This window comes from Mesotoga sp. HF07.pep.5.2.highcov (assembly GCF_003666285.1).
In the GTDB taxonomy this organism is placed as follows: domain Bacteria; phylum Thermotogota; class Thermotogae; order Petrotogales; family Kosmotogaceae; genus Mesotoga; species Mesotoga prima.
The window spans coordinates 1-26,701 of sequence record NZ_JFHJ01000300.1 but is presented as its reverse complement, the minus strand read 5'-3'; the positions used below and the strand labels follow the sequence as shown (position 1 = coordinate 26,701).

Genomic DNA, 26,701 nt, shown 5'->3' with positions numbered 1-26,701 from the left:
GGGTTTTTCTCTTCTCCGACGATCCTTCCGACAAGGTCCTTCATCTCTTCGTTGTAATAAATTGATTCGGTAGAAAGGGCACTCTCCATGTATGTAGGGCGTTACATGTCATATTCTCCGATTTGCGAAAAATCGACGTCGAATTCCTGCCTGAAATGCCTGAAAGAGAACACTATTTTTATGGCTAGATCCTCCCCAGTGAGCCTAGATCAAAAGAAAGAAGCATGCAGGCAATCTTCCCATCGGTCCTAGGATAGTCGACAAGGGTTTCGGCCGGGACTATGCCAATTATCTCGATCATGTCCTGTCCTAACCTGTTCAGCTGAAGGGGAAGCCAGATCTTTAGATTGTCTTCATCCGGAAGATCTGATTTTGAAACCTCGACCGAGTATTCGACCAGTAACTCACTGGGATTGAAGAAACCGCTCCAGTCACGCTTGAACTCGGCAAAGCCCGCCTGTCTCTTCCGCCCATATTGTGAAAGAACGAATTTCAGAGCTTCGGTGAAGTCATCGGCCCAATCTGGATTCTGCTCCACTAGATCGAGATCCCTGTGAAAAGATTTCTTTCAAAGCCTGTGAAGAATATCTCGCCATTCCTCTATCTTTCTCTGAATGTCTCTTTCTTCAATGAACTCATAGAGCTTCTCATTTGAATCGATCTGAGGACAGTGACTCTTGATTATTTCTCTTTCATCATCGAATGTGATTGTGCATTCCATTTTGGATTTGGTTTCCTTCTGTGATGTATAGTAATCCAGGCTCTTTTCAAGAGCTGTCACGGTGGTCGTCACGAACAAGATGATTTTCAACAATGCTATCAAACTTTTGATAGGAATATCCCAGCATACTGTCAATAAAACCGATGAAATGTGTTCTATTTATATATTTTATGGACTACGTAGCGCAGAGTTGTTATCTTTCTAGAGTGAATGAGTTTCTGGATGCTTCTCTTAGATATTCGAGCTCTAACTGAGAGCAACAGAATGGGGATTTCAAGCGAAGAAAGCTGTCCTTGTGCAGATAAGAGTTAAATTTGATAAAATTAGTCATATTACATTCTTTGTTGTTTGCATGAGAAGGACAGTTTCTATGCTGTGTCTTGACACTGACACCGAAAATTGTGGAGGGGAATACATGAAATCAAAGATGTCATTGTTTTTATCGGTCATATTCATCGCGTTTCTAATTTCGCCGCTTCACGCAGGCGCTATCGAGCCTCTTGCAAGACCGCCGATTATTGCAACGGCGATAGGCGACGGTGCTGCATCAGACGTTCTCGCTCTAGTCTGTGAAATGAACGGAATTGGTTACGAGAACATCCTTCAGTTGAAACCCGAAGAGTTCTTGGAGAAGCTCGACTCGGAAAATGCACCCGGAACACTCTTTATTGCCCCCGGTGCCATGGTCGAGGGGGATCTATATACCTTATGCGGTGTTGAGAAAATCGATGTAGGGCAGGAGATCCACAGAATAGAACAGCTCATATCGATAGCGAAAGCGCGAGGAGTTCCCGTCGTGGCAGTTCACATTGAAGGTGGCTTCACTTCACCAGAAAGCGATCCGAGGCCGTCGTTCGATTTGCTTATGCCAAAAGTCGACTACATAATCCTGGTGTCGCCGGAAGGGCCAAGTGAGTATTTCTCCGCGCTCTCGGAGCAAACCGGGGTACAGCTGATAGTGGTCGACAAAGCTGAAAGAATTCTCGATGCTCTTGATCTCTTATTCGCATTGGGTGGATCTTGATGTAATGCTTGAAACATAGTCTCACTGGATCAGTTTAAAATCCCTTTGATTAGCTCTGATAGAGCTATATTTCTCATGAATCAATTTTTTTGGGGATTGAGTTACAGAACGGGATTAAGGATTCTGTGTTGTTCAATATTGGAGCATGCAAATCACCCTCGAGATTTCTCTCTTGCACAATAAGGGCTTTCCAATTAGCCGAATGGCTATTGCTACTAATCTAGCCTCTTCAGGTACCTTGAATTCTTCGTGAGTCGCTCCAGCTCATTGCTCTCCTTGTTACCAGTGATAGAATTGGGATGCGGGAGGAAGACAGAGTTATCCTGGAAAGGATGGTTGTTATGGATTCCGAAAAGCTTACGGAGCAGGAATGGCACAAAAAGCAGGCGATAGTGAACTTCAACCTTACATGGGACCTCATAGATAAGAAAGACAGAACTGCAGAAGATGACCTTCTTATGATACATGCCGCTCACGCATCTCGCTTCCACTGGGGAGTAGTAGGTACCCCGATCGAATTTGCAAGGGGTGAGTGGCAGGTGTCCAGAGTTTACTCTTTACTCAACATGGCAGAGTCGGCCTTGTATCACGGCGAGCTTTCACTTAAGTATTGTACCGACAATGCGATAAGTGGTTTCGATCTTGCCTTTGGCTATGAAGCCGTTGCAAGAGCCTACATGATCGCAGGAAAACGCGACCGTATGGATGAGTATATGAAACTGGCAATAGAAGCGGCCGATCTGATCGAGGATGAGCAGGACAGAAACTACTTTCTTTCTGAGTTGGAGACCATCGCTCCTCAACAATAGTCACAGGGCTCCGTAATTGTAGTTTCAGATCGAAATGACAGAAAATAAATTGCGGGCCCCGTAAGGGGCCCGTTTTCTAAAAGTAAGCTACTTAACTTCCTGCATTACCGTATCTTCAAGGTATTTAGCGAGTTCTACTAAATCAACTTCATAGATTCCCCATCCCGCCTCATCGACTTCAAGGAACTCTATTCCTCGTATTGCATTCCTCTCGATGTATCCCACGCCTTCGGGAGAAGAACGGTACAGAAGTGGCCCGGCCGTGTCAATCGGCAAGATTTTCCAGTTGTTCGTCGGAACTGGATCAATTTCACCTATGTACTGTATGTACTTGATTATGGCTTCACGATTTATCTCGGTTGTCGCCAGAATTACGTTGTCTGCCACATGTGGAAAATTTCCTCCTCCGCTCCCCCTGTAGTTGTTTGTCACTACCAAGAACTCCATTGACGCATCAAGCGGATTGCCTTCAAAGGTCGCAGAAATCAGGCGCTGGCCAGCAGGCCTGCTTATGTCGTAAACATAATCGATTCCCTCGATTACGTCAAAGTTGTATTCCCTAAAATCGTAGTTGACAATATGCTGCGGTTCTGTGGAATATGGGTCAATCTGGTTGAAGTTGTTTGCCGACGCCTCGAGCCAGTCTTTTATCTGTTCTCCGTTGAGTTTTGCCACATAGATAGTGTTCGGATAGATGTAAATGTCTGTTATCGAGCCGATCGTTATGTCTCCTTGAACGTGTGTGAAATATGTCGGCCCCTGCCTGCCGGCAATGAAAGGTGCTGCAGCACTAAGAACAGGAAGCCACTCATATTCAGTTCCAGCGAATTCACGCTCTGCCCACCATATTTGGGCTTCATTGATGATCTGTGTGACTGGGTTATCAATGATTCTTGAGAAATAGGAAGTTATCTCGGTGTCGGTCCAGCCTATTGGAGTCCTAACATACTCAATAGTTGCTTCATGTTTTTGAGCGACCAGCTCAGCAAGCTGCTGATGAGTCTCAACTTCAGGAGTTACAGGAACGAGCGAAGCTGAACCATCTAGTACTTCCCACTCTCCAGTAGTCCAGTCATAAGCTAGGTCGAGATTAATGATACCTAAATGCGAACCCCAGGAACCGGGTTGTACAGTCGGAACACCAAAGATCAGCCCCTTGTCGTTATCGATGCCTTCGATATCTGCGAAATCGCCAGGGAAATGAGAATGCTGATGACCGAGAATCATTGCATCGATTCCTTCGACCTGAGCGAGGTAATAAGCCGCATTCTCCTGAGCATCATAGCTTGTTATTTCATCTGTGGATATTCCGGTATGAGCAACTGCAACAACGAGATCCGACTGATCTTTAAGAACAGGAATGTATTTCTCCGCCTGTTCTATAATTGTCTGGGTGAACACGGTTCCTTCTAGATGACGCCTTCCCCAGCTCATTATCTGTGGAGGTGTGAAGCCTATCACACCTATCCTAATTGGGATTCCGTCCACTTCCCTTTCAAGAATGACGAAGGGATTCACCAAAAAATCCTTTGGATCTTCGGCCATTCTGATATTTGCGGAGACCCAGGGGAAGACAGAGTTGCTTCTTGCGCGTTCAAAAAACTCGAGACCAAAGTCAGTGACATCATGATTCCCTACCGAAACGGCATCATAGCCAATATAATTATAAGCCCGCACGATTGTCTGAAAATCAAAGCCTTCAAGAGGATTAACATCGGCCTCGTAGTCTCCTACTAGACTTCCCTGGATAAAGTCGCCCGTATCGAACAGCAGAGTGTTTGCGTTTCCGCTTCTGACCCTTTCAATGAGTGTGAAAACCTTTGCGAGACCAATACTCTCATTCGGCTTATCCCCCATGTAGTCGTAGGGCATAATGTACTGATGCATGTCTGTCGTACCCATAATAACGAGGTTGTGAACAGTCTTGCCAGTTGCAGAGAATAACAAACTTGAAAAGGCAAGTAAGATCAAGAGAACAGTCGCGATACTCTTCCTTTTCTCAAGCATTTTCTCACTCCTCCTTGAAAGAGACAGGTTGCTTTTCATTCAGGAACGAAGCAACCATGTGGGTATTTATTATATAACTGGCATCATCTCCCAGCAAAGAAATACTTAGGGTGTATCTCAGATAATACATCTACTTTTTGAAGAGGGTTTCGATAAACGTGAATGAGTCTTGCTCCGGATCTCTAGAATTTACATTAGGACAACGAAAGAAGCGGTCAGAGTCTTCCGGCATAGAAGTACTCTTGAATCCTTTGGTAAACTCAACAGAGTTTCGATTAATACCCAGTTAGGTCTCTTGGAGACATCACTGAATATTAGATTCACAATGACAAAGGGACCTTAAGTCACTGAGGAACTTGGGTACTCGTTGATCCAAATGACTTCTTGAGCTTCGTTAATGATTCAGTTCTTCTGCAGCAAGAATTCTGATGAATTTGCTACCGCTCTGGGTCGACTAACGGTTATTGGCCTCGAGATCTTCAATAATCTCTTTGCCCCAATAATCAAGAGTTGCAAAAGCCTACCATGTACCGATTCCTACGGCGTGATGCATCATAACTAATTCTACTCAAAAGACGGTTGACTTTGATACGGGAAAAGTGATAGCATTATGAATAGTGAGAAAACGTGATACACGTTTGTGCAAAGAAATGGAGGAGTTTTGGTGAACGGACTGAAGAGAAGACTGAATAGATTGCTATGTGGCGAATCGCTAATTCTTGCAGCGGCTGATCACGGGCAATTTGCAGGTGTGCCTGAGGGGCTGGAGGACATAGAAAGTTATGTTCGGGAGGTTGAGAAGCTGGATGTGGACGGTATCATTCTCAATCCCGGGATAGCCTCTCTCATTGATGAATTCGACTGTCGTAAGTCTCTTATAGTGAGAGTGACTCATGCCGGTTCGTCGCTTTCCGGCGATATTGAAAATACAAAGTATTTTCTGGAACCCGAGGAGGCGCTTCGAATAGGAGCAGATGGAGTTATCGTCATGGGAATTGTAGGCCAGAAATGTGATTCCGAGGCATTGCACGATCTTAGCAAAGCGATTTGGGAGTATCGAAGATATGGAATTCCTGTGATTGCAGAGATGCTGCCATACAGGAAAGAGGAGTATTTCTCCAAGAAAGTGATTGCGGATATCTCAAGAATAGGAGCCGAACTTGGTGCGAATATAGTGAAAACCAACATCACGGATGATTATGAGTATGTAATCAGATCATGTCCCGTTCCAGTAATCATAGCCGGTGGTGAAAAGACCAAGGACTTTTTCGCCTCTCTTGAGGAAGCAGCGGCCGCGGGAGCTGCAGGTGCGGCCATTGGAAGAAACCTTTATTTGGATACGGATAGGCCCAGCTTCGTCAAGAGAGCAAGAGAGGTATTCAAACGGAGGTAAGGGGATGAAGAGAGATGAAGTTAGTCTCGCTTACAGAGCCGCAGAAATGTACTATGTTAACGAGATGAACCAGGAACAGATCGCCTCGGAACTTGGGATTTCTCGGTCAAAGGTCTCTAGACTGCTAACAAGTGCCAGGAAACTTGGAATGGTAAAGATCGAACTCGTAGAACCGGACTCATTTGACCTTAGCGCACTCGAGGAAGAGCTCTGCAGAAAATTCTCAATTAGAGAAGCACATATCGTTGCATCCGTAGAAGGAACAGAAAAGGAAATCAAACAGAGAATTTCACTGTCCTTTCAAAACAACATTTTGAAAATAATCGAAGGGAAGAAATCCGTTGGCCTAGGCTGGGGAACCACTGTTTATGAGGCAGTAATGAGTCTTCCTAACAAATTGGGACAGCTACCTGAGATGAAGATCGTTCCTCTTCTCGGTGGTCTTGGTCAATCGGAAAAAACATATCAGATCAACAATATTGTTGAGAAGATGGCGAACTCTCTGGGTGCGACACCGGTATTTCTTTCCGCTCCGGCAATCGTCAACAATGCCGAACAGCTTAATATGATGACTCAAGTGGGGTCAGTTCAGAATGTCGTGAATGAATGGGCTCATCTGGAGGCCGTGATCTTTGGTTTGGGTGCCCCCGCCGGTATGTCTGCGGTACTGGATTCAAACCTTCCCGGAGAAATCATCCTCGAGCTTGTTCGAAAGCACGCGGTGGGCGATATCGTTTCGAGATTTCTAAACAAGGACGGAGATATCATCTGTAGAAATATCGAAGACATCTTACTGGGTATACCCTTCTACGAATTGCTGAAAGTGCCTGAAAAGATATGTTTAAGCGCTGGAGAGCATAAAGCCGACGGAATCCGCGCTGCTCTCTCCAGGGGATATATAACTACATTATTTACTGACATCAGGACTGCCCAGAGACTGGTTGCCTAACAGGAGGTTTGTGTATGAAAGCAGTGATGTACGAAGGAATTGGAAAGCTCTCAATCAGAGACGTCGAGAAGCCAAAGATCGGGGAAGACGGAATCCTTGTGAAGATTATGTATTCATTCATTTGTTCTACTGATATAAAGACCTTCAAACAGGGCCATCCTATGATAAAACCTCCTACTATTCTCGGTCATGAATGCTCGGGAAGGATTGTGGAAGTTGGATCGAAGGTGGAGGGTTTCGAAGTCGGAGAATGTGTTGCGGTGGCTCCTTTCGTAAACTGTGGGGAATGTGAACAGTGCATTGGCGGGAATCCCGAGGGTTGTAGAAATAGGAGTTTTCCAAGTAACGGTGCTATGACTGAATATCTTTCCGTAGACATGAGTTATGCGAGGAAAGGTGTTTGGAAAGTATCTGAATCGCAAATTAAGGAAGCTGCTCTCGCCGAACCGATGGCCTGCGCGTTGACTTCGTGCAGAAACATGAAGCTCCAGCCGGGGGAATCTGTTCTAGTCGTAGGTGCAGGTATCATGGGAATGCTAAATGCAACCGCTCTGAGAGACATCTACGGTCAGATCGTAAAGATAGTCGATACAAGAGAAGACAGACTGAAGTTCGCGCAAGAGATGGGTTTTTCCACCTCCCTTGAAGCTTCAGGTAAGTTCAACTCAATTGTTCTTACAGCACCAATTCCAGAGCTTATAGATAGATACCTACCGATGGTCAAGCTGTTCGGCAATCTCGTTTTGTTCGGCGGCTATCCAAAAGGGATAAAGGCCTCTTTCGATCCCAACATAATACATTACAATGGAATTAGAATGACTGGCACCACGGGCTTCGCGCCAAAAGACTTCGCGGCCGCAACTTCGCTAATGAATAGCGGTCAGCTACTTCTAACACCTTTCACAAATAGGATCTACGAGTTCTCGGATTTTGAAGAAGCCTTCAATGATGCTGTCGAAGGCAGATCAATAAAAGTCGGAATAAAGGTTGGTGAGTGAGTTGTTTGGCAAGAGAAACAGACTATCTAGGATTTTCAACGAGTCTGGAAAATCGATCATGTTAGCGCTGGATCACGGAATGGCCCTTGGCCCAATGCAGGGTATTGAGAGACCGGGCGAAGTTCTGAAAAAACTAACGCCATATACTGATTCCATCATGCTTAATAAGGGAATCCTGCAGAACTGCTACGTTCCTGATGGACATGTAGGAATAGTTCTCAGGATAAGTGGTGCGGCAACCATTGTAGGTGAAGATCTTACTAGGGAAAGCATTACCACCACCGTGACGGAAGCTCTAAGACTTTCGGCAGACGCCGTTGCTACTTCCATTTATGTTGGAACTCCAAATGAACACTCGACGATTAGGGAGCTTTCGCTTCTTTGTGATGAATGTGAGACCTACGGGCTTCCGGTTCTAGCTGTAACAGCGATTGGTAAGGATAGAGAGAGGAAGACAGATCCCAGATACCTTGCTTTGGCCGTAAGAGTAGCGGTAGAAATGGGCGCAGACATCATCAAGACCTACTACTGTGATGAGAATTTCGAGAAGGTAGTGGAAGCAAGTGCAGGAGTTCCGATAGTTATTGCAGGAGGCCCCAAGATGGATTCGGTTCTAGACGTCCTGAAGATCGCCGAAAATGCGTTAAAGGCTGGGGCTCTTGGGGTTGACATGGGGAGAAATGTCTGGCAGCATGAAAAACCCGTTGAAATGCTGTTGGCACTGAAGGAAGTTGTAAATGAAGGGGTCAATGCGGAAGAAGCTCACTCAAAGCATTTTGGGAGAAAGTAATGAAGATTGTTGAGATGATCTCGATCAGGAAGGAATTCCCCGGGGTCGTCGCTCTTGACAATATTGACTTTGCTCTCGAAGAAGGCGAGATTCATGGACTTGTTGGTGAAAACGGGGCAGGGAAGTCTACCCTCATTAACGTACTAGCGGGTGTCTTTCAGCAGAGTTCCGGAGAAATGAGAATTTTTGGAGAACCTGTGCGATTGAGCAGCCCATCCGACGCCTTGAGGAGGGGAATTGGAGTTGTCTATCAGGATACAGTTCTTGATCCTTACTTCACTTCGGAGGAAAACATCTGGCTTGGGCGGGAGCCGTCCAAGCTATCTGTGCTTAAGGGGAAGAAAACAAGATCCGACACTAAAGAATTATGTGAAGAATTCGGAATTGAAGTTCCCCTTCGCGTCCCAGTCGGAACTCTAAGTGTAGCCAAGCAGAAGATGGTAGAGATTCTCAGGGCCCTAAGCATGAATTCAAAGGTGCTGGTACTTGATGAGCCGACTGCCTCCATAACTCAGAGTGATACGGACAACCTTTTCAAGATTCTTAGGAATCTCAAAGAGGCCGGTCTCAGCGTGATCTTCGTTTCTCATCATCTCGACGAAGTATTTAATCTATGCGATCGAATCACTGTTCTCAGAAACGGGCACTACGAAGGGACCTATGCTTCTTCGGAACTTTCTACAAGAAGCCTGATCAAGTTGATGACGCACAGGGATTTAACTGATCAATACCCAAAACAGGAGTACAAAGCAGAAGAGGAAGTTCTTAGAGTATCCAATCTCAATTCAGTGAAACTGGGCTTGAAGGATGTTTCCTTCGAAGTTAAAAAGGGAGAAATAGTAGGGTTCTTCGGAATGGTTGGTTCAGGTCGGACAGAACTTATGAAATCGATATTTGGAGCCGGTGAAATCGACGGCGGAGAGATACTCATTGAGAACCAACCTGCAAAGATTTCGAATCCATCAAAGGCAATGAGAACCGGAATCTACCTTTGTCCTGAAGATCGCAGGAGAGAGGGACTGGTGCAGGACATGTCGGTTGTCGACAATCTCTCCATTCCTTTTTTGGGAACCCTGACGAAGTTTGGCGTCATCTACTCAAAGACGGTCAATTCAAAGGCCAGAAAGCTCTCCAAGGATCTAGAGATAAAGACTCCTTCACTGAAGACAATCGTATCCAATTTGAGCGGTGGAAATCAGCAGAAAGTTGTACTTGGAAAGTGGCTGATGGGACCAAAGTCGAGAGTCTTTATTTTCGATGAACCCACACAGGGAATCGATGTTGGGGCGAAAACGGAGTTCTACAAAATCATGCAGGACATAGCCAGCAAAGGTTGTGGAGTGATATTTGTTTCTTCGGATATCAGGGAACTTCTAGGCGTCGCAGACAGAATTTACGTAATGCGTCTTGGGAGAATCACAGCCGAATTTGAACGCAAAGATTTCGATCAGAGCGTAATTCTAGAGAATGCACTGAGCGATACAGTTTCAACGGGGAGTGGGAAATGTGAATAAAGCGGGACAACTATTCCAGAAGTACGGAACGATACTGGCCCTGATCGGGATTGTCGTCTTCTTCTCGGTTATGACTGATACCTTTCTTACTTCTAGAAACCTAATAAACATACTTTCTCATATTTCAATGTTGGCCATAATAGCAACGGGAATGACCGTGTGTATGATTCCAGGGGATTTCGACATGTCGATTGCCTCAGTTGCGAGTCTCGCAGGTGTGATAGCGACTTCTCTTATTCTCAGCGGGTTTGGAGTTGTTGGTTCAATAGTTATAACAGTTGGTATGGGAGCGCTCTTTGGTGTGGTTGCCGGCATCTTGATAACCACCTTGAAGATATCCGCATTCATAGCAACTCTTGCTCTTGGAACCATCGCAACGGGTATAAATTTCATGTTCACCAGGGGTCAGGAAGTATACGGGATCTTCCCCGATTCATTTCTGATGATAGCACAAGGCAGAGTGATAGGAATTCCTATTCAGGTTTTCATAATGGCTGCGGTCGTTCTCGTTTTCGCCTTCGTTATGGAGAAAACCAAGATGGGTAAATGGATGTATTCAATAGGGGGAAGTGTGAAGGCTTCATTCCTCTCGGGAATCAATGTCAGGCTGCTGCGTGTCGTGGGAATGATAATCTCGGGAGCTCTCGCGGCCTTCACCGGATGCATCCTCGCATCGAGATTGGGATCTGGACAGCCAACGGCTGGAGATGCTTATCTGATGGATGCGATAGCAGCTTCATTTTTGGGGATGACCGCCATAAAAGTGGGCAGACCCAACGTTTTGGGAACATTCGTCGGCGCTCTGATAATTGGAGTGATAAACAACGGTCTCGTAATTATGGGAGTGTCATATTTCTTTCAATACATCGCCAAAGGAGCAATCATAATTCTAGCGGTTGCATTGACATCGTTCAAGAACGCTGAGAGCTTCTAGGCAATCATCTGGAGGTGTTGCAAGTATGAAAAAGGCAGTTTTAATTCTCGCAATTGTTCTTGCTGTTTCAATTGGTGTAAGTGTGGAAATCGGATTCGTTGCGGCCAATCTTTCTGCGGTAACCCAGGCAACAATCGCCGAGAACCTTGAGGCGATCTCCAAAGATAATAACTGGACGATTTATGTTTCAAATTCTGCCGGATCATGGGAAACAATGAACAATCTAGTTGAGAACTATGTTTCTAAGAAAGTCGATCTAATTGTGATTGCAATGGGTCAAGCAAGTTCACTGACATCATCGTTGACTGCCGCAAAGGAAGCGGGGATTCCAGTTATTGGAATCGATTCCGAGTACAGTGATCTTCTGACTGCCGACATTCTAACAAACAACTGGGAAATGGGTGCCAAGATCGCCACATATCTTGTGGACAGACTAAATCACAAAGGGAACATAATTGTATTCAAATTTGATCAGTTCTACGGGACTCGTTTCAGAGGCAAAGCAATCGACATGGTCCTTACGGAAGAGCCAAACATAAATGTACTGGAAGTCCACCATCTTCCCCCTGCAGGTTTCGTCGAAGACGCCCAGAGAACCATGGAGTCTTACCTGCTCAAATATGGAGACAAGATAGATGCAGTATGGTGCGCGTGGGATGATCCTGCATACGCAGTATCACTTGCAATTAGGGCAGCCGGTTACAGCCAGGAAGATATGTTTGTTGTAGGTATTGATGGGAGTGAAAGAAACATAGAGATGATAGCTGCCAACAACACCGCCGTTGTCGCCACTATCCTTCAGCCGTTTGGAGACTCGGCGCTAATAGCGGCCGATCTTATCAACAAAATAGTTGTAGAAGGAAAGAGCCCCGAAGAAGTTATCGGCACCGTCAGGGTAATATACATGGACGCGCCGCTTATCACTTCAGCGAACGCTCAGGAATACATCAAGTAAGAGTTTTCACAACGTGTAGGTAAAAGTAGTAAAGGGAGTCTGCCGCGACAGTCTATTACTAAACATGGTGTTATTATCATTCGTAAGTAGCGAAGTGCCTGAACAGACTCCCTTGCCTAATTAATGTCTTCCAACGTTATCATCATTGGAAGACTTTCAAGGAGCGGTTATCAAAAATGAATTCAAGTGTGCTTTTCGCAGGATATGATATTGGAACGACTTCGAGCAAGGTTTCTATTCTAGACGCTGAAGGTCATGTTATCTCAAATGCCAAGGTAAACCATCCTCAAGAGTTCTCGATAGATGGTTTTCCCGAACAGGATGCTAATAACTGGTGGGAAGACTTCAAGAAACTGACTTCGATTGTTGGCAAAGAGATTTCGCTTTCGAGAATAGAAACGATCGGACTGAGTTCAATGTGTCCATGTGTGCTTCCCGTTTCAGATGAGGGAATTCCATTGAGAAAGTCTCTCATGTACGGAATAGACCAGCGCGCTTCGAAAGAGGTTGGACTCTTTAATGAATCCTTCAGCCGCGAAAAAAACAGATCTATCTATACGGATTACTCTAGCCAGTCGATTCTCCCTAAGCTTCTCTGGTTAAGAGAGAACCAGCCTGCCGTTTTCAAGAGTACTTCACGAATCCTTACGGCGAACGGCTACATTGGATTTAAGCTTACACAGTCATTCGCAATGGATTATTTCTCAGCTTCGGCCGGTAATCTGATCGATTTAGATAGCCTCGAGCTCTTCAAAGAGCCTTTTGATCGTTTCGATCTATCGACGAGTCTCTTCCCGGAAATGAAATGGGCACTGGAGCCAATAGGTAATCTAACTCGTAGCGCCTCGCTGGAGACAGGGCTGAAAGAGGGAATAACGATATTTACGGGGACTGGCGATGCTTGCGCGGATGCAATTACAAATGCCTGCATTGAGCCCGGTAGCGTTTCGGTTTCTCTTGGAGGAACATCGATATTCATCCAGTCTCTGGAGAAACCGGTATGGTCTCCAGATCTATTTGTCGAGACCGGAGCAACTCCCGGTTCCTTTACCATAGGAGGTGCAACGAGCTGCGGAGGCCTTCTAACAGACTGGGTAGTTGAGCGATTGTTTGGTCTCAAGGCATCGGAAAAAGAGGTTCTTTTGAGGGATTTCGACGTTAAGAAGTATAGACCTTCAAATCTCATTCTTCTGCCTTTCTTTGGGGGAGCCCGGACACCCTTCAACGATCCAGGGGCAAAGGGTATCTTTTTTGGTCTTTCTATGGAAACCGATAGGGATAGTATTCTCTCTGCGCTGTTTGAGTCTATTGCAATTGATATCAGCATGATAAGCGATGAGATCAAGAGGACGGCACTTGAACCAGGCCAAATTTGTGCCTCAGGAGGAGGAACCAGGAGCGAGGTTCTCCTCGGGCTGATTGCCACTGCTCTAGATCGTGAACTCCTGGTTTGTCCGCAAGAATACGACTCTGCTAGCGGTGCCGGGCTCATTGCTTTGTCGGCGTTTTCTGAATCGAGCCTCTCGGAAGTCGTAGACAAAATCAAAGAGAGATATGTAACTGTCGAACCCTGGAACGAATTCGGAGAATACATTTTCGAAAGGAAGGAAGCCTTCAAGGAGCTGTACAACTGCAATCGAGATCTCTTTTTGAAGAGATGAAGTTTCTTTGAGAAAGAAAAAGAATATTATAGATGAGGAAATCAGCCGGGGATAACCCCGGCTTGATTATTTGCTGAGAGATTAACAGGAATGAGGCTTCAAAGAAAGATTGCGCCAGTTTTCTGTATATCATAAGTCTTTTGGAAGCAAAGTCTTGCAAGGGAGTTAGCGGTCATGAACTTGGGATTTGCTCTTATCTTAATTGGCTTGGAATTTGCAGGATCTCGCTTCAAAAAAGGTTGAAAGAATATCGCCCATTCAGGATGCATAGATCCGAAAGATTCGGAAACGACGTCTTGAATCTACGTGGACCTGATCTCATTCTTGCGAAGAGCACGAAGTGCTATAATTTTGGTGTGAGACGTTCTAGATAAACTCTTTCTTCGGCTATGAAGTATTTGTTTGAAGGAGGTGTTGTGAAGTGATTTACTACGTAGATGACAACGCAAAGCCGACCGGAGAACATGAAATTCATACGGAGTACTGCGATAGGCTCAAAGAGTTAAAATCGAAGACAAGGCTGGGAGATTTCGTTAACTGCTTCGGAGCCCTTCAGAAGGCGAGAGAGATATACCCAAATGTCGATGGTTGCATTCATTGCTGCAGTGAATGCCATAAGGGCTGAAGCGTCTTCATAAATTTCAGATTAATGGTCGCTTGTAGGGAATAAATGAATCTTTCTTGCAGATTCGTTAGCTGGCGTTTTTGCTTTTTCTGGTGATTTCTCCGGCCATAGAGCATTTTGTTAACTTTCACTTTTCAGTCTCTTTTGTGATGACGGCCTGCAACGGTTAATTACAATTCATTTCAGAGTTCCGCATTCTTTTCGGATGCTATAATCATTCGGAACTGATGATTCATACCCGCAGATATCGGAGAAGAGAGTGGTGAAATGGGCAGAGTAGTTATCGTTGGCAACGTTGATGTCGATATCATAGCAGGTCCGATTGACGACTGGCCAGAATGGGGAACGGAGATAGGAGTAGATACTGTTGATATGCGTATCGGCGGGCAGGCGGCCAACACGGCTGTCGTGCTTGCCGACCTCGGAGTACCGGTGGAAATAGTCACTGTAGCAGGAAATGATCTCTTCGGGAAGGCCTTTGAGAGAAGATTCATTCAAATGGGAATTTCTGTCGAAGGGCTTGACCTCATCGAAGGCAAGACTCCTCATACAGTTGCGATAACTCATACAAGCAGTGAGAGAAGCTTCTTGAGCGACGAATCTGTCATGCGTTTCATGGATGTTGACTTTGTTAGCAATAAGCTACTAACGTCAAAGGCGCACATATCCTGTTTTGTGGAATCAATGTTCTTAACGGTTTGAGAAGGGGAGACTTGAAGGCCCTTCTGGAATCTCTCAATGATGATAACGTCATCTACCTGGATCCTGGATGGCCTCCCGATGGCTGGAAGTCATTCAGACCTCAGATAAGGAGCTTGCTGAATTCATTAGACTGGTTCTTACCCAACGAAGCCGAACTAATCGAGGTGACACAAGAAGCTTCGATTTCCAGCGCCGTGGAAAGCTTTCAGAGGGAGTTCACCAGTAATGCGATGGTGAAGATGGGCTCTGAAGGTTCGCTCATGATCTCTAGAGACAGTTCAAAAGAGTATTCGACCGAAAGGTCAGAGAACGTTGTGGATACGATTGGAGCCGGGGATTCCTTCAATGCCGGGTTTATCTATTCGGCGGCCGTCAAAGGAAGCTATGATGTCGACCTTGCCCACAGGATCGCCAGAGACTGGATCGAGGGAAGATACAGGGAGAAAATTTCCTTGTAGGTTGCTCTGATTAGTTTTCGCGGTTTTTTGGAAGTATACTGTCTATTCATAAGCAGGGGGATGAAGAGAGTGTTTCTTAGAGAAGGTCAAAGAGTACTCTTTCAAGGGGATAGCGTGACTGATACTGATAGGGACAGAGAGGACTTATACTCTCTTGGGGACGGTTATCCTGCAATTATCTCCGGACTCGTGGGTTCTGCGCATCCGGAACTGAGAATCGAGTTTCTGAACAGAGGCGTTGGAGGAGATAGGGTACGGGATCTTCGCAGACGCTGGGAAGTTGATTGCCTTGATCTCTCTCCTGACTGGGTTTCGATACTTGTGGGTATAAACGACTGTTGGCGCCTCTACGACAGCGACGATAAAACGGAGCCGGAGGACTTCGAAAACGACTACAGGTATCTGCTGGAATCGGTCAGGTCAAAGGGAGCATCTGTGATAATAATGGAACCCTTCTTCCTTCCAGTCTTCTCAGGGATGGAGAGATGGACTGAAGATCTTGGACCGAAGATCCAGATAATCAGGAGAGTTGCAAGGGAATTTGGAGCGATTTATCTTCCGCTCGATGGAATTTTCGCTGCTGCATCTGCGAGATGCGAGCCGGAATTCTGGGCCAAAGACGGTGTTCACCCCACTCCCGAGGGCCACGCCCTCATTGCTCGTCACTGGCTTCAGGCAATGAATATCGTTCTCTGATTCAATAGGTTAATCTGAAATTGTCGGCTCGATGCTGTAGTTCACAAGGCGATCGTAGTATTCGCGATTCCTTTCATATTCCGAGCGGTATATGATACTTTTGGCATCTAATGCGTGATCTATAGCGAGAATGCCGTCGAGGTGGTCTATCTCATGCTGAAGCAGCTCCGATCTTGCCTGATCGACCCCCTTCCACTCGTGTTCGATTCCCCTTTCATCTTCATACACGACATCTATCGAAAGGCTTCTTTCGAGCCTAATGAGCAGATGTGGAAAGGACATGCAGTCATCCCACATTGTAAATGTAGACCTACTGCGGTTGACTATTCGCGGGTTTATAATTGCAAAACTTCCTTGACCTAGATTGAGCGCAACGATTCTCTTAAGAATGCCGATTTGCGGGGCTGAAATTCCGCGGCCAAAGCCATTTTCTTTTCTGAATTCATCAAGGGCCTGTTTGAGCAAGACGATCTGGCCTATCGTCTCCTGGCTTCGAAAGTCAGTGACGGTAGAGGATTTTTCGCGGAGCAACGGATTTCCAAGAAGCAATACTTCACACGTCATCATCAACCTCCGAAAGCTCTTTGGCTCTTTTCAAGAGATGTGCAAGAGCCGCTGCCGTTCCTAGGGGAAAGAGAAGAGTTCCGGTCTCTAGAGAGCCGGCGACAACCTCTCCCCCTGAGGAGATTATATCTTCAAGTGCTATCTTGCGCTCAAGACTTTCGCAGAGCAATTCCTCCGGTATGGCAATTAAAGCGCTGACCTCTTCGCGGTCGAGTTCGAAGGGAGTGTCATCTTCAAAATGCGCATTAAAGCAAGCGATGAAGTATGGCTCTTTCTCGGGTAAGTCTTTTCGTTGATCAAGCATTTCGTAGATCATTCTGGGGGCGGGTGAAGTAAGTTCGATTGTGTCAACAACGCTTCCGTCTGGTTGAACTATATCCGTCCTCGCTGAATGAATTATTTCGACGGCCTTTCCAGTCTCTTCGACTGCTTCGCGTTTTGCTGCCTGGATGAACCCCTCGCCTTCTTCACAGTGGCCACCGATTCCGGCGAAGAACCTTTCTCCGAACTCTGTTCGATGCTTCCTTCCAGAAACCTGAAAGAGGTAAAGGCCCCGGTGCTTTATAATCAGTCCAGTGCCCTTTTCGGAATTATCTGGAACCAAACTGTTGATATTCATAGTATTCTTTCCTTCATTACTCGATTGTCGAGACAATCATCTATTTATCCAAAGAGGCGATCTTCTACATGTCCGAAGACCACTGTCGCTGGTCTACAGACAACGTAATGGTCTTTAGCCGCCGGATCGGTCCCTATTCACATTCTTTATCACGGAATCGGCTGCCAGCTTTCCCGTAAGGATGCTTATCGGTACACCTGCAGGGCTATAAGTCCACTGGCCGGCCTGAAGAACATCCGGTATTTTCGTTTTGACCGAGCTGTTTACCTTCATCATACTGGCTACAACTGGTATCGGTTCCTCGAAAGACCATCCTACGATCGAGCCTTCAGTGCTGCCGGAGTAACTCTCTATTGAAAGCGGGCTGCTGGAAAATGAAAAGAGAATCCTGTCTTTCAGAATCGGGTAGATTGAATTAGATAGAACTTCGATTATTCTCTTTTCTAGCTCTTCTTTCAGCTCTCCGTACCAGCCGGACTCATACGCTTTCTTCACTATATCGTATTCGAAGAGTGTGCTTACAATAAGACCGGTCTTTCCTTGTGGAGCTAGGTCTCTGTCCTTGAGAACGGGGATCGAAATCTCGTAGGTGCTCAGTTTGCAGAACCTGTCAAGCCAGCTCAAGACTTCTTCTCTTGAATTTACAGACCAGTTCTCCAGAATGGACTTCATTTCGCTGCGATGAGTCTCGCCAAGGCCTTTCTTTGAAGGGGTATAGAAGAAGTGCCCGCTGGAGATCGCTTCAAATTTCTCAGGCGGTTCGTCGACCGCGATGAAGACGCTGAAGATAGAATCGGTCCCATGTTTCTTCGATATCTCTGATCTGAATGCGTTGACCGTTTCCGTTGCGGTCTCTTGCAGGCCGTCTGTTTTTACAATGGAGTAGAGCTTCTTTAGGTCGGCAGCCCACACAAGCTTCTTGTATTTATGGGATCTTCCATTGCTATCCACGATTACTTTTTTCTCGGCATGGACCTCTGTCACTTCCCTACCTGTCTCTATTTCCCCACCGAACTGGATTATCTTTTCTTTTACGCGTTCCGCCATAGCTCCAACTCCACCCTTCGGATAGAAGTAATCCTGATATAGGTAGAAATAACTCATGGCGAAAAAAGTCGGTGTGTTCTTGAAGAAGTGCTGATCAATGATGTCTCTCAAAGAACTGTCTTGGACAATCTTCTCGAGGAACTCCTCGACCGGCATCCTGAATTTTCCAATTCTTCGGAGGGTGAAAAGGAACTTGAACAGCCAGGGCAGGTACACTTTGACAAAATACGACTTGTTGTTCTTGAAGTCCATGAAGAGGGGATTATCGACTCCGTAGAGAATCTCCATGTCCTTCATGATTCTCTTTATGAATGAAACGACTCTCTCGATTTCATCCTCGCTTCCAGGATACATCTTCCTAAGAAGATCAGAATACTCCTTCAAACTTTCCTTCGAGGTCACACGTATAACACTGTTTTCGATCCCCACAGATACCGGACTCTTGACTCTTTCGATTTCAATCCCAAGCTCCCTCAGCATGGGGAGAATAATTCCCGCGCTTTCGAGCGCCCTCACACCGCCGTCGAAGAGGAAGCCATCTCTCCAAAAGGAGTTGATCAGGCCCCCACACTTCTCGTTCTTCTCCAACAAGAGGACTCTAGCTCTGTGCTTTGCAATATATGCGGCACTGGTCATTCCGGCTATTCCACCGCCAACTATTATCGCGTCATAGATTTCCGTTATCGATGCCCCCCATTCGTAGGCTTTCCTGCCAGAGTTTTTTAGCTGTTTCCATGTCGAGTGCGGGAGGGGCGGGAATCTCTTCCGTGGTTAGATTGAAGAACTTTCCGCCGACATCCTGGAGATCACCGGAAACACCAAGATAGTAAAGGGCTTCTGCCGAGATTTCCGGCGTACGGGAGAATCTGTCGACAACATTTCTCTTATACCATTTGTATAGTGCTCCATTTTCCTTTCCCGTACCCGTCTTGACTGCACCGGGGTGCATTGCGTTTATTGTGACCCCACTTCCTTCGAAGTACTGATTAAGAATAAGCATGCTAAGCAGCTGGCAAGTCTTTGCAGAGCCGTAGGCCTTAAGGCCAGTGTAACGTCTCTTCTGCCAGTTAAGGTCCTCCGTTTCTATTCCCCAGACGGCAAATCGATGGCCTTCCGAATTCACAATCAGAATGCGGCCCTTTTCCTGAGCTTTCATCTTCTCTCTTATTAGATAGTTTATGACGAATGAGGAGAGATAATTGACTACGAAAGTCGTTTCAAAGCCTTCCTTTGTAAGTTCTTTGCGCTTCAGAAAGACTCCAGCGTTGTGTATCAAGACATCTATAGTATCTCCCATCGTAGAGAGCTCTTTACCGACTCTCAGGCTATCGTCTAGACTGCTGAAGTCGGCTATCATATATGAACACTGAACGCCGAAGTCGCGTTTGAGTTCGTCGCAAAGCCTTTCCGATTTTTCCCTGTTTCGATTTATGGAAAGAATCCTCGCTCCGTGGCTTGCATACTTCCTGCATGTGTAGTATCCAATACCCGAAGTGCCTCCGGTAATGACCATTAGGCGACCCTCAAAAGCATCATTGCAGATCTTTGGATCAGACTTGTTGTTCCTAATCATAGCTCGAATGTTGGACCATTTGTATTGTTTCCAGTATTTGCGGATGGGTTTCTTGCCTCTCTCCATGTGCAAAACCTACCCGAAGTGTTTTCTCATGAAACGCCTGTAAGGCTTTCTGAATGAGGGTATGTTGTCGAAGATATCACCCCAAAGGTCATAGTAATCTCTCTGCTCGATTATCTTTCCCCCTTCACTAATAGAGAGACGGCTCGCACCATAAATCACGGAAGTCCTCGTCTTCTTGAAGAGTATCGTCATCTCCCATTCGACAAAGACCACGTTGTCTTCCTTAATGACTCTAAGAACGGCCATTTTCAACTCTTTAGATCTCTCGGCAAGTCTTTCGGTCATTTTCTTGAATTCTTCGATTCCCCGGATTTCTTGGATCGTGTCTTTGAAGAGAATGTTGTCGTCGTAGTACGGTAGAATGTGTGACCAGTCAGGTTTCCCTTCTGTGTTGTAAGTCTTTGACCATAGTTCTCGAATCTGATCGGCACTCTCTATACAAAATCCATCCATAATCACAACTCCCCAAAACGGTCATTAGAAACATACAGAGTCCTGTATTCACTCAAGTAACTAGTCAAACATAGAGAATATCTTAAGCAAATCGTATCACGGCGACTCTTGCGAAGCAAATATTTGGAGGATTACAAAATAGCAATCTTCAATTCTGCCCGACAAACTGTGAACGATAGATTTGAAAGTAGCAAAAGTTCAGAAACAATGCTGTTGAAAAACGCTCTCTAGCGCAAACTTGAGAAGCCAAGAGCGGCATGATAGGAGCTACGAACGAGAGGACCCGATGCGACGAACGAAAAGCCTCTCTCAAGAGCGAAGATTCTGTAGCCTTCAAACTGCTCCGGCGTAATATACTCCACTACCGGAAGGTGCTTATGAGATGGCTGCAGATACTGACCAATAGTCAACATTCTGCAGCCTGCATCAGACAGGTCCTTTATTACTGACTTAACCTCGTCTTCGCGCTCACCAAGGCCCACCATTATTCCAGATTTGGTAATTATCGAAGAGTCAATTTCCTTCACTCTCCTCAAGAGACCGATAGAACGCTCGTACGTTGCTCCGGGTCTTACATTGGCGTACAGAGAAGGTACGGTCTCTATATTGTGATTCAAAACGTCCGGATGCTCTCTAACGATTCTTTCGAGAGCCTTCCAGTTACCATTTAGGTCAGGAATCAGTAGCTCGATTGTCGTATTTGGACAGTTCTTTCTCAGTTCACGGACTACATCGACGAATTGAGAAGCGCCACCATCGTTAAGATCGTCCCTGGTAACCGAGGTGATCACAGCATGTCTCAGTTGGAGAAGATGGACGGCGTGGGAAATGTTCTCCGGCTCCTTTGGATCTGGAGAGCCTGGTATTCCCTTTGAGACTGCACAGAATCGACAGTTCCTTGTGCAGATATTTCCAAGTATCATGAATGTAGCGGTTCTGGATGCAAAACACTCTCCCATATTTGGACATCTCGCCTCTTCGCACACGGTATGAAGACGCAGGCTTCGCAACATGACCTTTATTTCGCTAAGCTTACTCCTGTCGGCATTGAGCTTCTTCTTAAGCCAGTCTGGTTTCTCCTTCACTTTGACCACTCTCCAGCCATTCTCTCGAAACTTCTATCAGTTTGCTCTTAAAGACAAGAGAAAATTTTTCTTCCACACTCTTTATGATCTCATGTAAATCAACACTATCCACAAAATCGTCCATCGATGCAATCGTATAGTCTTTTATGCCGCAGGGATTGATCAGTTTGAAATGTTCCTTATTCACCCGTACGTTCAGGGCAAATCCATGCATTGTGAACCATCTTTTTACGGCGATACCGACAGCGGCAATCTTTCTTTCTTTTACCCAGACGCCCCTGTATTCCGGTTTCCTTCCGGCTTCAATGCCATAATCTTCCAGCACTCTAATTACTACCTCTTCGAGAGAGTGCACGTACCATGGAAGATCTTTCTTCCATTTCCCAAGGTTCAGAACGGGGTATGCAATAACCTGTCCCGGACCGTGATAAGTTATGTTTCCTCCCCTACCGGTACTTTGGAGCTCTACCCCAAGTCTCTCAAGCTCGCTTTCATCTACGAGAAGATTCTCTCTTCCGCCCGATTTGCCCACGGTAAGGACTGGTTCATGTTCAAGGAGAATCAGTATGCAATCGGCCTTCCCCGACATAACCTTTTCAAGAGCTAGATTCTGCAGATTCAGCCCTTCAAGGTATTTTGTGAGCCCGTTCAGTCTCAGTGAAAAGCAACTTCGATTCTCCATTTTCAGTCGGACCCCGATTGACGCATAGTCTTATTGATTGGCGAAAAAAGTGTTTCAATCGATTCTACATATTTCATGACTTCTTCTCGACTCAGTGAAGCGGGTCTGGTTTCTCCGGTAACCCATAGTTCGACTTGATCGAAGAAATGGGGGCTGCGTGGATCTTCTGAAGCTCCTGGTGTCAGAAACGCTCTGCACTTGTCTATGTTTGAAAGATCGACGATCTGTGTGTAAGAGTTTCCCAGTTGCAACCAGATGGTATTTCCCGAGGTGGTTACGAGATCGGGCGCTTTTCGATTCGCATCTGGGTAAATCGAGGGGAGGCCTTCAAGATTAGTCTGATAAACCATAACCACCTTTCTAACTTGAGAAACGGCCTCTCGAAGACTGCCAGCCGAAGCCTCAAGTAACTGGTTGACCCAGACTGCCAATTCTTCCTCTTCCGGCAACTTCTGAGTTCTTTCAAACTCTTCCAGGGCAGAACGAAGTAGGAAGATATTTCCGGAATGGCACCCGCCGTATTTCGAGGCAACAAGAGCAGTGACCGTATTGGGCCGCGGACTGCGATGCATTTCCCGCACTACAGTCTCGGCAACATCGGCCGCTCTGCTGTTCTTCAAAAGGCGATAGTCCCAATCACTCAGGGCATTAAGAAGCCTCGTTGAATTCTGTGACAGAAGGTTCTTCTCAGACAAAATGCCTGCGAGAGATAGAAAATCTCTGGCAATTGCCGAGACATTATCTCGATGAATCTCCGAAAAGCTCTCGAAAGTGAATTCGTTTTGATCATCAAGGGGCTCGTAAAGCCTTATACTTCTTGGGTTATGGCCGGTTTCTCCAGTTCCTATAGTTAGAGAATACGGGTACCAGTCTCTGACGGACAAATGACTTGCACTGGCAACTAATCCCGAAAAAGGATTCTGAACATCAGGAAGCTCCTGCGCGTGTTTGTAGAGACCGAGTGTGCGCATGAGCTTGTCGGACTCGAGCAAGTCCTTGCCGTAAATCTCGGATAGCGTCCCGGCAACTTTTCTCCTTGAAAGTTCCATTTGAAACGTGCGATCCCCCGCAGTGGCATAGCCCGCCCCGAAAAATAGTTCAGAGTCATTGTCGGCATAGATGTGTGCTACTCCCCATGAATCACGTACTATCTCGATTTGACCGGCAAATATCCTTACGGGAAGAATAGAAAGAAGCACAATGATAGAGATTAAAACCATCCACAACGTCATTTGCTTCCTCATATCTGCCCCCTTTTGCTCACTGTCTGGCGTGACCCTCCAATTATAGATCACTCTACTGATGGGAGGAACTTCAAGTTACAATCCGTCATCCAAGGCGATAGTGAATATAGGAAGTGTCTTTCAGAAATCAGCTATCAGATGAGGCTCCATAATTGGAGATCTGATTTCGAAACGTAAACAATGATTCCAAGGTATCTGTGAAGAAGAAAAACACATGAAAGTAATGCAGTTATTGAAGCGCTGGATGTCAATCACTCACTTTTGCTACTGAAGGCTTCTCTAAAACGGTAGTGTTACCTCGCAGAATTCAGATCGCATCTCCAATTTGCAAGCCAAAGAAAAACGGAGAGGTTTCCCTCTCCGTTCGACTGGCGATTCTGATTAATTGGCCGGGTTGATAATAGTTATTCTTCCCTCGTTGACGGGAGCGATTGTTCCGTGTCTTTCGATGTATTCTGCAAATGCATCTCTGAGGAAGGACTTTGTTTCAATGACTTTCTCCATCCCCAGGAACATGGTGAACTTGTCACCGCCGCCCGTTAGGAAGTCGTTGGCGGTGAGTGTGTACATCTTATCCGGATCGAGTGGAACACCGTTGGACGTAACAGATATCAAGCGCTCATACGGTGGTTTCGATGCGTCGAAAGTGTATTCGAGGCCCGATACCTGTAAGAATTGGCCGGCAGCGGCCGGATAAGCCGAAATTCCGTGTTCGAGGACGTCCCATATTTGCTTCCCGGTTGTTCTTACGGCGACGACAAGGTTGTCGAATGGTAAGACCGTGTAGACATCCTTTATCGTAATATCTCCAGCTGGAATACTGGCTCGAACTCCTCCACCGTTCTGTATGGCAAAGTCAGTTCCAGTCATCTCTCGAAGGCTATCGGCAATCGCGTTTGCAAGGTTGGATTCCTTCAGCCTTACCGTGCCCCTTTCTCCATCGAGATCAACCTCGGTCTTTCCAATCACCGTACCGAGCTTTTCGTCAAGCTGAGAAACATAACTCTGAACCACTTCGACTACTTCTTCATCCTGTGGAAGGTTCTGACTCATGAATACGTGGGCGAAGTTGATACCTATTAGTTCTCCGTTGTAGATGTTTAGATTTGTTTTCGAGATTAGCTCCGCATGTTTTCCTGAAGAGATCACCCAACTACCGTTTATCTTTTCCGGGAAAGCAACAACGTCTCTTCCTCCTTCGAATATAAGATCGTAGCCGGGAACCTTTGCTGGTAGTACTCTGTTGCCACCGTGCAGATGGGCGAGGGCGACCACCAAATCTGCCTGTGGAGACACTTCATCCAGGAGTCTCTTTGCAGCAGAATACTGTTCTTCGAAGGTAATTCCCGCTACGTTCCTTGGATGGGTGTACCAGGCGCTGCTGTCGTCAGTAAGCCCAACAATGGCTATCTTTACCCCGTCGACTTCTTTTATTATGTATGGCTCAAGGAAATAGGGGGATTCTCCAAGGTATAAAGTATTTGCGCCAAGGAATGGGAAATTCGCAAGTTTGCTGTTTCTTTCCATCACGTTGAATGGGAAATCGAAGTCGTGATTACCGAGAACCATGGCGTCGTAGCCCATCATGTTCATGATCTTAATTACCGGCTCTCCTTCGAAGAGGTTGGCGACGTTGGTGTTGTAAGGAGCGTCTCCAACGTCCAGAAGCAGAAGATTAGGCTGAATTGCTCGTTCTGTCTTAACGTAGTAGGCCATCCTCTCCATCGCGCCTACTGGGTACTTCGCCCCGCTTGGTAAATAAGGCTCTATGTGCCCGTGTATGTCTGCGGTTGCGAGCATTGTGATTATCTTGAAATCTGGATTGTCGACGAAGTTCGAAAGAATCTGAGCGGCTTCTTCCCTCCTCAACGGTCTTTCCAGAGAGAGCAACTGGGACGGCACATAGACAAGTTGTGAGAGCTTTGCCGAATAGTCTATCGGTTCATCAACTCCAAATAGAACCTTGGCTACTGCGAGCGCGAATTCGGCGCCCGTTACTGCTTCAAATGGTCTGTAAAGCCCATCGACGACATCTTCGGCTCGTACCTTAATGAGCCCCTCGATGTACTCCTCTCCTTCGATATCGACGATATCTTTGGCAGACGGAACGACGAAAGCCTCATCGATTACTCCTAGTGGATCGGTGTAGACGAACTTCTTCTCGACCTCTTCTTCGAGCTTCATGGAATTGATGGTCGACAGCTTGAATGTCTTTACTATCCACTCGGCAGCATCGGCTCTTGAAAGCGCTTCGGTCGGATTGAAAATATCGTTCTCTGCCTCGACTATACCCGCAGCAAATAGCTTTTCGATCGCAGCCGAATATGGGCTGGCCGAAATGTCTTTGAGCCCGGCAAAAGACAACACGCACATCAGTAACGTCGCGATCAGGATAATTCTGTTCCTCAACGTAGTATCCCTCCTCATAGTAAAGTTATACGGAAAAATCAGAAAGAGATTAGTGAAAAACTGCTGAAGCTCACTTTATCACCAAGACTATTATACGTCAGCCAATCAGTTTGACGGACGGTTTTAGAGGGATGCGATGACGAGAATCCGACCTTTGTTTTTTTGGATGGTAAGCTTTTTACAGGGACTACAGCTGTTTACCATGCACAACTTCTTCGAAGGTGATTCTCAATTTTAAGCTGGTAAGACCATTCTGTTGAATACAATCTGTTGATTGATGAATGCGGATTCGATTATGCGCACTTGTTCTATCTATAGAAGGGGTCACCGAGGAAAATAACAAGATTCGACAAAAAGAATGATCAAGATGCTGAATCAAGTTCATGACGATATCTGACGTTTCTTTACTCTAGAGCTTGGCACACTGGAACAGACAACTTGCAACTGCTCTTTCGAAGGACGGGTTTCACGATCCCGAAGGACCGAGGACGGCTCCTACTCCTATTTGTTGTCCGTCAACGGTCCACCGTCCTCCGAGAAGATCTTTTCTAGAAAGTCCAGATCCTGAACAGGATCACGAGGATGACAAAATGAGTTCGTTCTGATCCGAGGGCGTAATTTGTTTCTTGAGGACTGGGTCAAGCTCTTGTTTTTTGCTCCCGACCAACCCCCGACCTTCGACCCCCAACCACGGTCTGGTGAGTAGCCCAGGGGGATTTCACC

General features: G+C 46.1%; 26 protein-coding genes. 14 read left to right on the top strand and 12 right to left on the bottom strand.

Annotated elements, in window-relative coordinates:
* Nucleotides 1–184 precede the first annotated feature (184 nt).
* Both BG32_RS06480 and BG32_RS16340 read right to left on the bottom strand, forming a co-directional pair.
* Entirely contained in the window at nt 185–538 is a 354-nt protein-coding gene (locus BG32_RS06480) for a hypothetical protein (protein WP_121526588.1), read from the bottom strand.
* Nucleotides 539–568: 30 nt separating this feature from the next.
* On the bottom strand, nt 569–811 hold the full coding sequence (locus tag BG32_RS16340; RefSeq protein ID WP_259459567.1) for a hypothetical protein: 243 nt from the start codon (nt 809–811) through the stop codon (nt 569–571).
* Nucleotides 812–1,136: 325 nt separating this feature from the next.
* On the opposite strand from BG32_RS16340, the gene BG32_RS06470 reads away from it, so the two are divergent.
* Together BG32_RS06470 and BG32_RS06465 are read left to right on the top strand one after the other, a co-directional pair.
* Nucleotides 1,137–1,745, top strand: a complete 609-nt coding sequence (locus BG32_RS06470; RefSeq protein ID WP_259459566.1) for a DUF6305 family protein — start codon at nt 1,137–1,139, stop codon at nt 1,743–1,745.
* A gap of 341 nt (nt 1,746–2,086) precedes the next feature.
* Nucleotides 2,087–2,554 carry a hypothetical protein gene (locus BG32_RS06465; RefSeq protein WP_183084303.1) on the top strand — a complete coding sequence of 156 codons (468 nt, stop codon included), beginning with the start codon at nt 2,087–2,089 and terminating at the stop codon, nt 2,552–2,554.
* 87 nt (nt 2,555–2,641) lie between these two features.
* On the opposite strand, the gene BG32_RS06460 is transcribed toward BG32_RS06465, so the two are convergent.
* Nucleotides 2,642–4,561: a bifunctional 2',3'-cyclic-nucleotide 2'-phosphodiesterase/3'-nucleotidase gene (locus BG32_RS06460; RefSeq protein ID WP_121526585.1), complete on the bottom strand. Its 1,920-nt coding sequence runs from the start codon at nt 4,559–4,561 to the stop codon at nt 2,642–2,644.
* 664 nt (nt 4,562–5,225) lie between these two features.
* Here BG32_RS06460 and BG32_RS06455 point away from each other — a divergent pair.
* From BG32_RS06455 to BG32_RS06400, 12 genes are all read left to right on the top strand, one after another.
* Nucleotides 5,226–5,954: a class I fructose-bisphosphate aldolase gene (locus BG32_RS06455; protein ID WP_180274855.1), complete on the top strand. Its 729-nt coding sequence runs from the start codon at nt 5,226–5,228 to the stop codon at nt 5,952–5,954.
* A gap of 4 nt (nt 5,955–5,958) precedes the next feature.
* Nucleotides 5,959–6,903: a sugar-binding transcriptional regulator gene (locus BG32_RS06450; protein WP_099772337.1), complete on the top strand. Its 945-nt coding sequence runs from the start codon at nt 5,959–5,961 to the stop codon at nt 6,901–6,903.
* 14 nt (nt 6,904–6,917) lie between these two features.
* Entirely contained in the window at nt 6,918–7,901 is a 984-nt protein-coding gene (locus BG32_RS06445; protein ID WP_099772336.1) for a zinc-binding dehydrogenase, read from the top strand.
* Nucleotides 7,894–8,691, top strand: coding sequence for a 3-hydroxy-5-phosphonooxypentane-2,4-dione thiolase (gene lsrF / locus BG32_RS06440; RefSeq protein WP_218962699.1), 798 nt, complete (start codon nt 7,894–7,896; stop codon nt 8,689–8,691). The genes BG32_RS06445 and lsrF overlap by 8 nt, the downstream gene beginning before the upstream one ends.
* Complete coding sequence (locus tag BG32_RS06435) at nt 8,691–10,205, top strand: sugar ABC transporter ATP-binding protein (RefSeq protein ID WP_099772334.1); 1,515 nt, start codon at nt 8,691–8,693, stop codon at nt 10,203–10,205. The genes lsrF and BG32_RS06435 overlap by 1 nt, the downstream gene beginning before the upstream one ends.
* Complete coding sequence (locus BG32_RS06430; RefSeq protein WP_099772333.1) at nt 10,198–11,139, top strand: ABC transporter permease; 942 nt, start codon at nt 10,198–10,200, stop codon at nt 11,137–11,139. The genes BG32_RS06435 and BG32_RS06430 overlap by 8 nt, the downstream gene beginning before the upstream one ends.
* A 25-nt stretch (nt 11,140–11,164) precedes the next feature.
* Nucleotides 11,165–12,094: a sugar ABC transporter substrate-binding protein gene (locus BG32_RS06425; protein ID WP_099772332.1), complete on the top strand. Its 930-nt coding sequence runs from the start codon at nt 11,165–11,167 to the stop codon at nt 12,092–12,094.
* 176 nt (nt 12,095–12,270) lie between these two features.
* Nucleotides 12,271–13,755: an FGGY-family carbohydrate kinase gene (locus BG32_RS06420; RefSeq protein WP_099772331.1), complete on the top strand. Its 1,485-nt coding sequence runs from the start codon at nt 12,271–12,273 to the stop codon at nt 13,753–13,755.
* 421 nt (nt 13,756–14,176) lie between these two features.
* On the top strand, nt 14,177–14,380 hold the full coding sequence (locus tag BG32_RS06415) for a hypothetical protein (RefSeq protein ID WP_006489575.1): 204 nt from the start codon (nt 14,177–14,179) through the stop codon (nt 14,378–14,380).
* Nucleotides 14,381–14,647: 267 nt separating this feature from the next.
* Entirely contained in the window at nt 14,648–15,082 is a 435-nt protein-coding gene (locus tag BG32_RS06410) for a carbohydrate kinase family protein (protein WP_121526584.1), read from the top strand.
* 11 nt (nt 15,083–15,093) lie between these two features.
* On the top strand, nt 15,094–15,540 hold the full coding sequence (locus BG32_RS06405; protein WP_259459565.1) for a carbohydrate kinase family protein: 447 nt from the start codon (nt 15,094–15,096) through the stop codon (nt 15,538–15,540).
* A gap of 69 nt (nt 15,541–15,609) precedes the next feature.
* Nucleotides 15,610–16,236 (top strand): SGNH/GDSL hydrolase family protein, encoded by a 627-nt coding sequence (locus BG32_RS06400; protein ID WP_099772329.1) that lies wholly within the window; start codon nt 15,610–15,612, stop codon nt 16,234–16,236.
* Nucleotides 16,237–16,245: 9 nt separating this feature from the next.
* Here the strand turns inward: BG32_RS06400 and BG32_RS06395 are convergent, their stop codons facing one another.
* The 9 genes from BG32_RS06395 to BG32_RS06355 form a co-directional block, all read right to left on the bottom strand.
* A complete protein-coding gene (locus tag BG32_RS06395; protein ID WP_099772328.1) occupies nt 16,246–16,803 on the bottom strand; it encodes a peptide deformylase in 558 nt (185 codons plus the stop codon).
* Complete coding sequence (locus tag BG32_RS06390; protein ID WP_099772327.1) at nt 16,790–17,419, bottom strand: NUDIX domain-containing protein; 630 nt, start codon at nt 17,417–17,419, stop codon at nt 16,790–16,792. The genes BG32_RS06395 and BG32_RS06390 overlap by 14 nt, the downstream gene beginning before the upstream one ends.
* Before the next feature lie 114 nt (nt 17,420–17,533).
* A complete protein-coding gene (locus tag BG32_RS06385) occupies nt 17,534–19,126 on the bottom strand; it encodes an NAD(P)/FAD-dependent oxidoreductase (RefSeq protein ID WP_257212043.1) in 1,593 nt (530 codons plus the stop codon).
* A gap of 7 nt (nt 19,127–19,133) precedes the next feature.
* Nucleotides 19,134–20,105 carry an SDR family NAD(P)-dependent oxidoreductase gene (locus BG32_RS06380; RefSeq protein WP_099772325.1) on the bottom strand — a complete coding sequence of 324 codons (972 nt, stop codon included), beginning with the start codon at nt 20,103–20,105 and terminating at the stop codon, nt 19,134–19,136.
* A gap of 9 nt (nt 20,106–20,114) precedes the next feature.
* Nucleotides 20,115–20,558 (bottom strand): nuclear transport factor 2 family protein, encoded by a 444-nt coding sequence (locus BG32_RS06375; RefSeq protein ID WP_014731849.1) that lies wholly within the window; start codon nt 20,556–20,558, stop codon nt 20,115–20,117.
* Nucleotides 20,559–20,785: 227 nt separating this feature from the next.
* Nucleotides 20,786–21,643, bottom strand: a complete 858-nt coding sequence (gene lipA, locus BG32_RS06370; protein WP_014731848.1) for a lipoyl synthase — start codon at nt 21,641–21,643, stop codon at nt 20,786–20,788.
* Nucleotides 21,618–22,325 carry a lipoyl(octanoyl) transferase LipB gene (gene lipB / locus BG32_RS06365; RefSeq protein ID WP_099772324.1) on the bottom strand — a complete coding sequence of 236 codons (708 nt, stop codon included), beginning with the start codon at nt 22,323–22,325 and terminating at the stop codon, nt 21,618–21,620. The genes lipA and lipB overlap by 26 nt, the downstream gene beginning before the upstream one ends.
* 2 nt (nt 22,326–22,327) lie before the next feature.
* Nucleotides 22,328–23,569 carry a penicillin acylase family protein gene (locus BG32_RS06360; protein WP_099772323.1) on the bottom strand — a complete coding sequence of 414 codons (1,242 nt, stop codon included), beginning with the start codon at nt 23,567–23,569 and terminating at the stop codon, nt 22,328–22,330.
* Between the two features lie 381 nt (nt 23,570–23,950).
* Nucleotides 23,951–25,978 (bottom strand): 5'-nucleotidase C-terminal domain-containing protein, encoded by a 2,028-nt coding sequence (locus tag BG32_RS06355; RefSeq protein WP_183084301.1) that lies wholly within the window; start codon nt 25,976–25,978, stop codon nt 23,951–23,953.
* Nucleotides 25,979–26,701 lie beyond the last annotated feature (723 nt).

Coding starts and splice junctions, on each gene's coding strand:
- BG32_RS06470 (WP_259459566.1), top strand. CDS start 1,137: ATGAAATCAAAGATGTCATTGTTTTTATCGGTCATATTCATCGCGTTT.
- BG32_RS06465 (WP_183084303.1), top strand. CDS start 2,087: ATGGATTCCGAAAAGCTTACGGAGCAGGAATGGCACAAAAAGCAGGCG.
- BG32_RS06460 (WP_121526585.1), bottom strand. CDS start 4,561: ATGCTTGAGAAAAGGAAGAGTATCGCGACTGTTCTCTTGATCTTACTT.
- BG32_RS06450 (WP_099772337.1), top strand. CDS start 5,959: ATGAAGAGAGATGAAGTTAGTCTCGCTTACAGAGCCGCAGAAATGTAC.
- BG32_RS06445 (WP_099772336.1), top strand. CDS start 6,918: ATGAAAGCAGTGATGTACGAAGGAATTGGAAAGCTCTCAATCAGAGAC.
- BG32_RS06435 (WP_099772334.1), top strand. CDS start 8,691: ATGAAGATTGTTGAGATGATCTCGATCAGGAAGGAATTCCCCGGGGTC.
- BG32_RS06425 (WP_099772332.1), top strand. CDS start 11,165: ATGAAAAAGGCAGTTTTAATTCTCGCAATTGTTCTTGCTGTTTCAATT.
- BG32_RS06420 (WP_099772331.1), top strand. CDS start 12,271: ATGAATTCAAGTGTGCTTTTCGCAGGATATGATATTGGAACGACTTCG.
- BG32_RS06410 (WP_121526584.1), top strand. CDS start 14,648: ATGGGCAGAGTAGTTATCGTTGGCAACGTTGATGTCGATATCATAGCA.
- BG32_RS06395 (WP_099772328.1), bottom strand. CDS start 16,803: ATGATGACGTGTGAAGTATTGCTTCTTGGAAATCCGTTGCTCCGCGAA.
- BG32_RS06390 (WP_099772327.1), bottom strand. CDS start 17,419: ATGAATATCAACAGTTTGGTTCCAGATAATTCCGAAAAGGGCACTGGA.
- BG32_RS06380 (WP_099772325.1), bottom strand. CDS start 20,105: ATGGAGAGAGGCAAGAAACCCATCCGCAAATACTGGAAACAATACAAA.
- BG32_RS06375 (WP_014731849.1), bottom strand. CDS start 20,558: ATGGATGGATTTTGTATAGAGAGTGCCGATCAGATTCGAGAACTATGG.
- lipB (WP_099772324.1), bottom strand. CDS start 22,325: ATGGAGAATCGAAGTTGCTTTTCACTGAGACTGAACGGGCTCACAAAA.
- BG32_RS06360 (WP_099772323.1), bottom strand. CDS start 23,569: ATGAGGAAGCAAATGACGTTGTGGATGGTTTTAATCTCTATCATTGTG.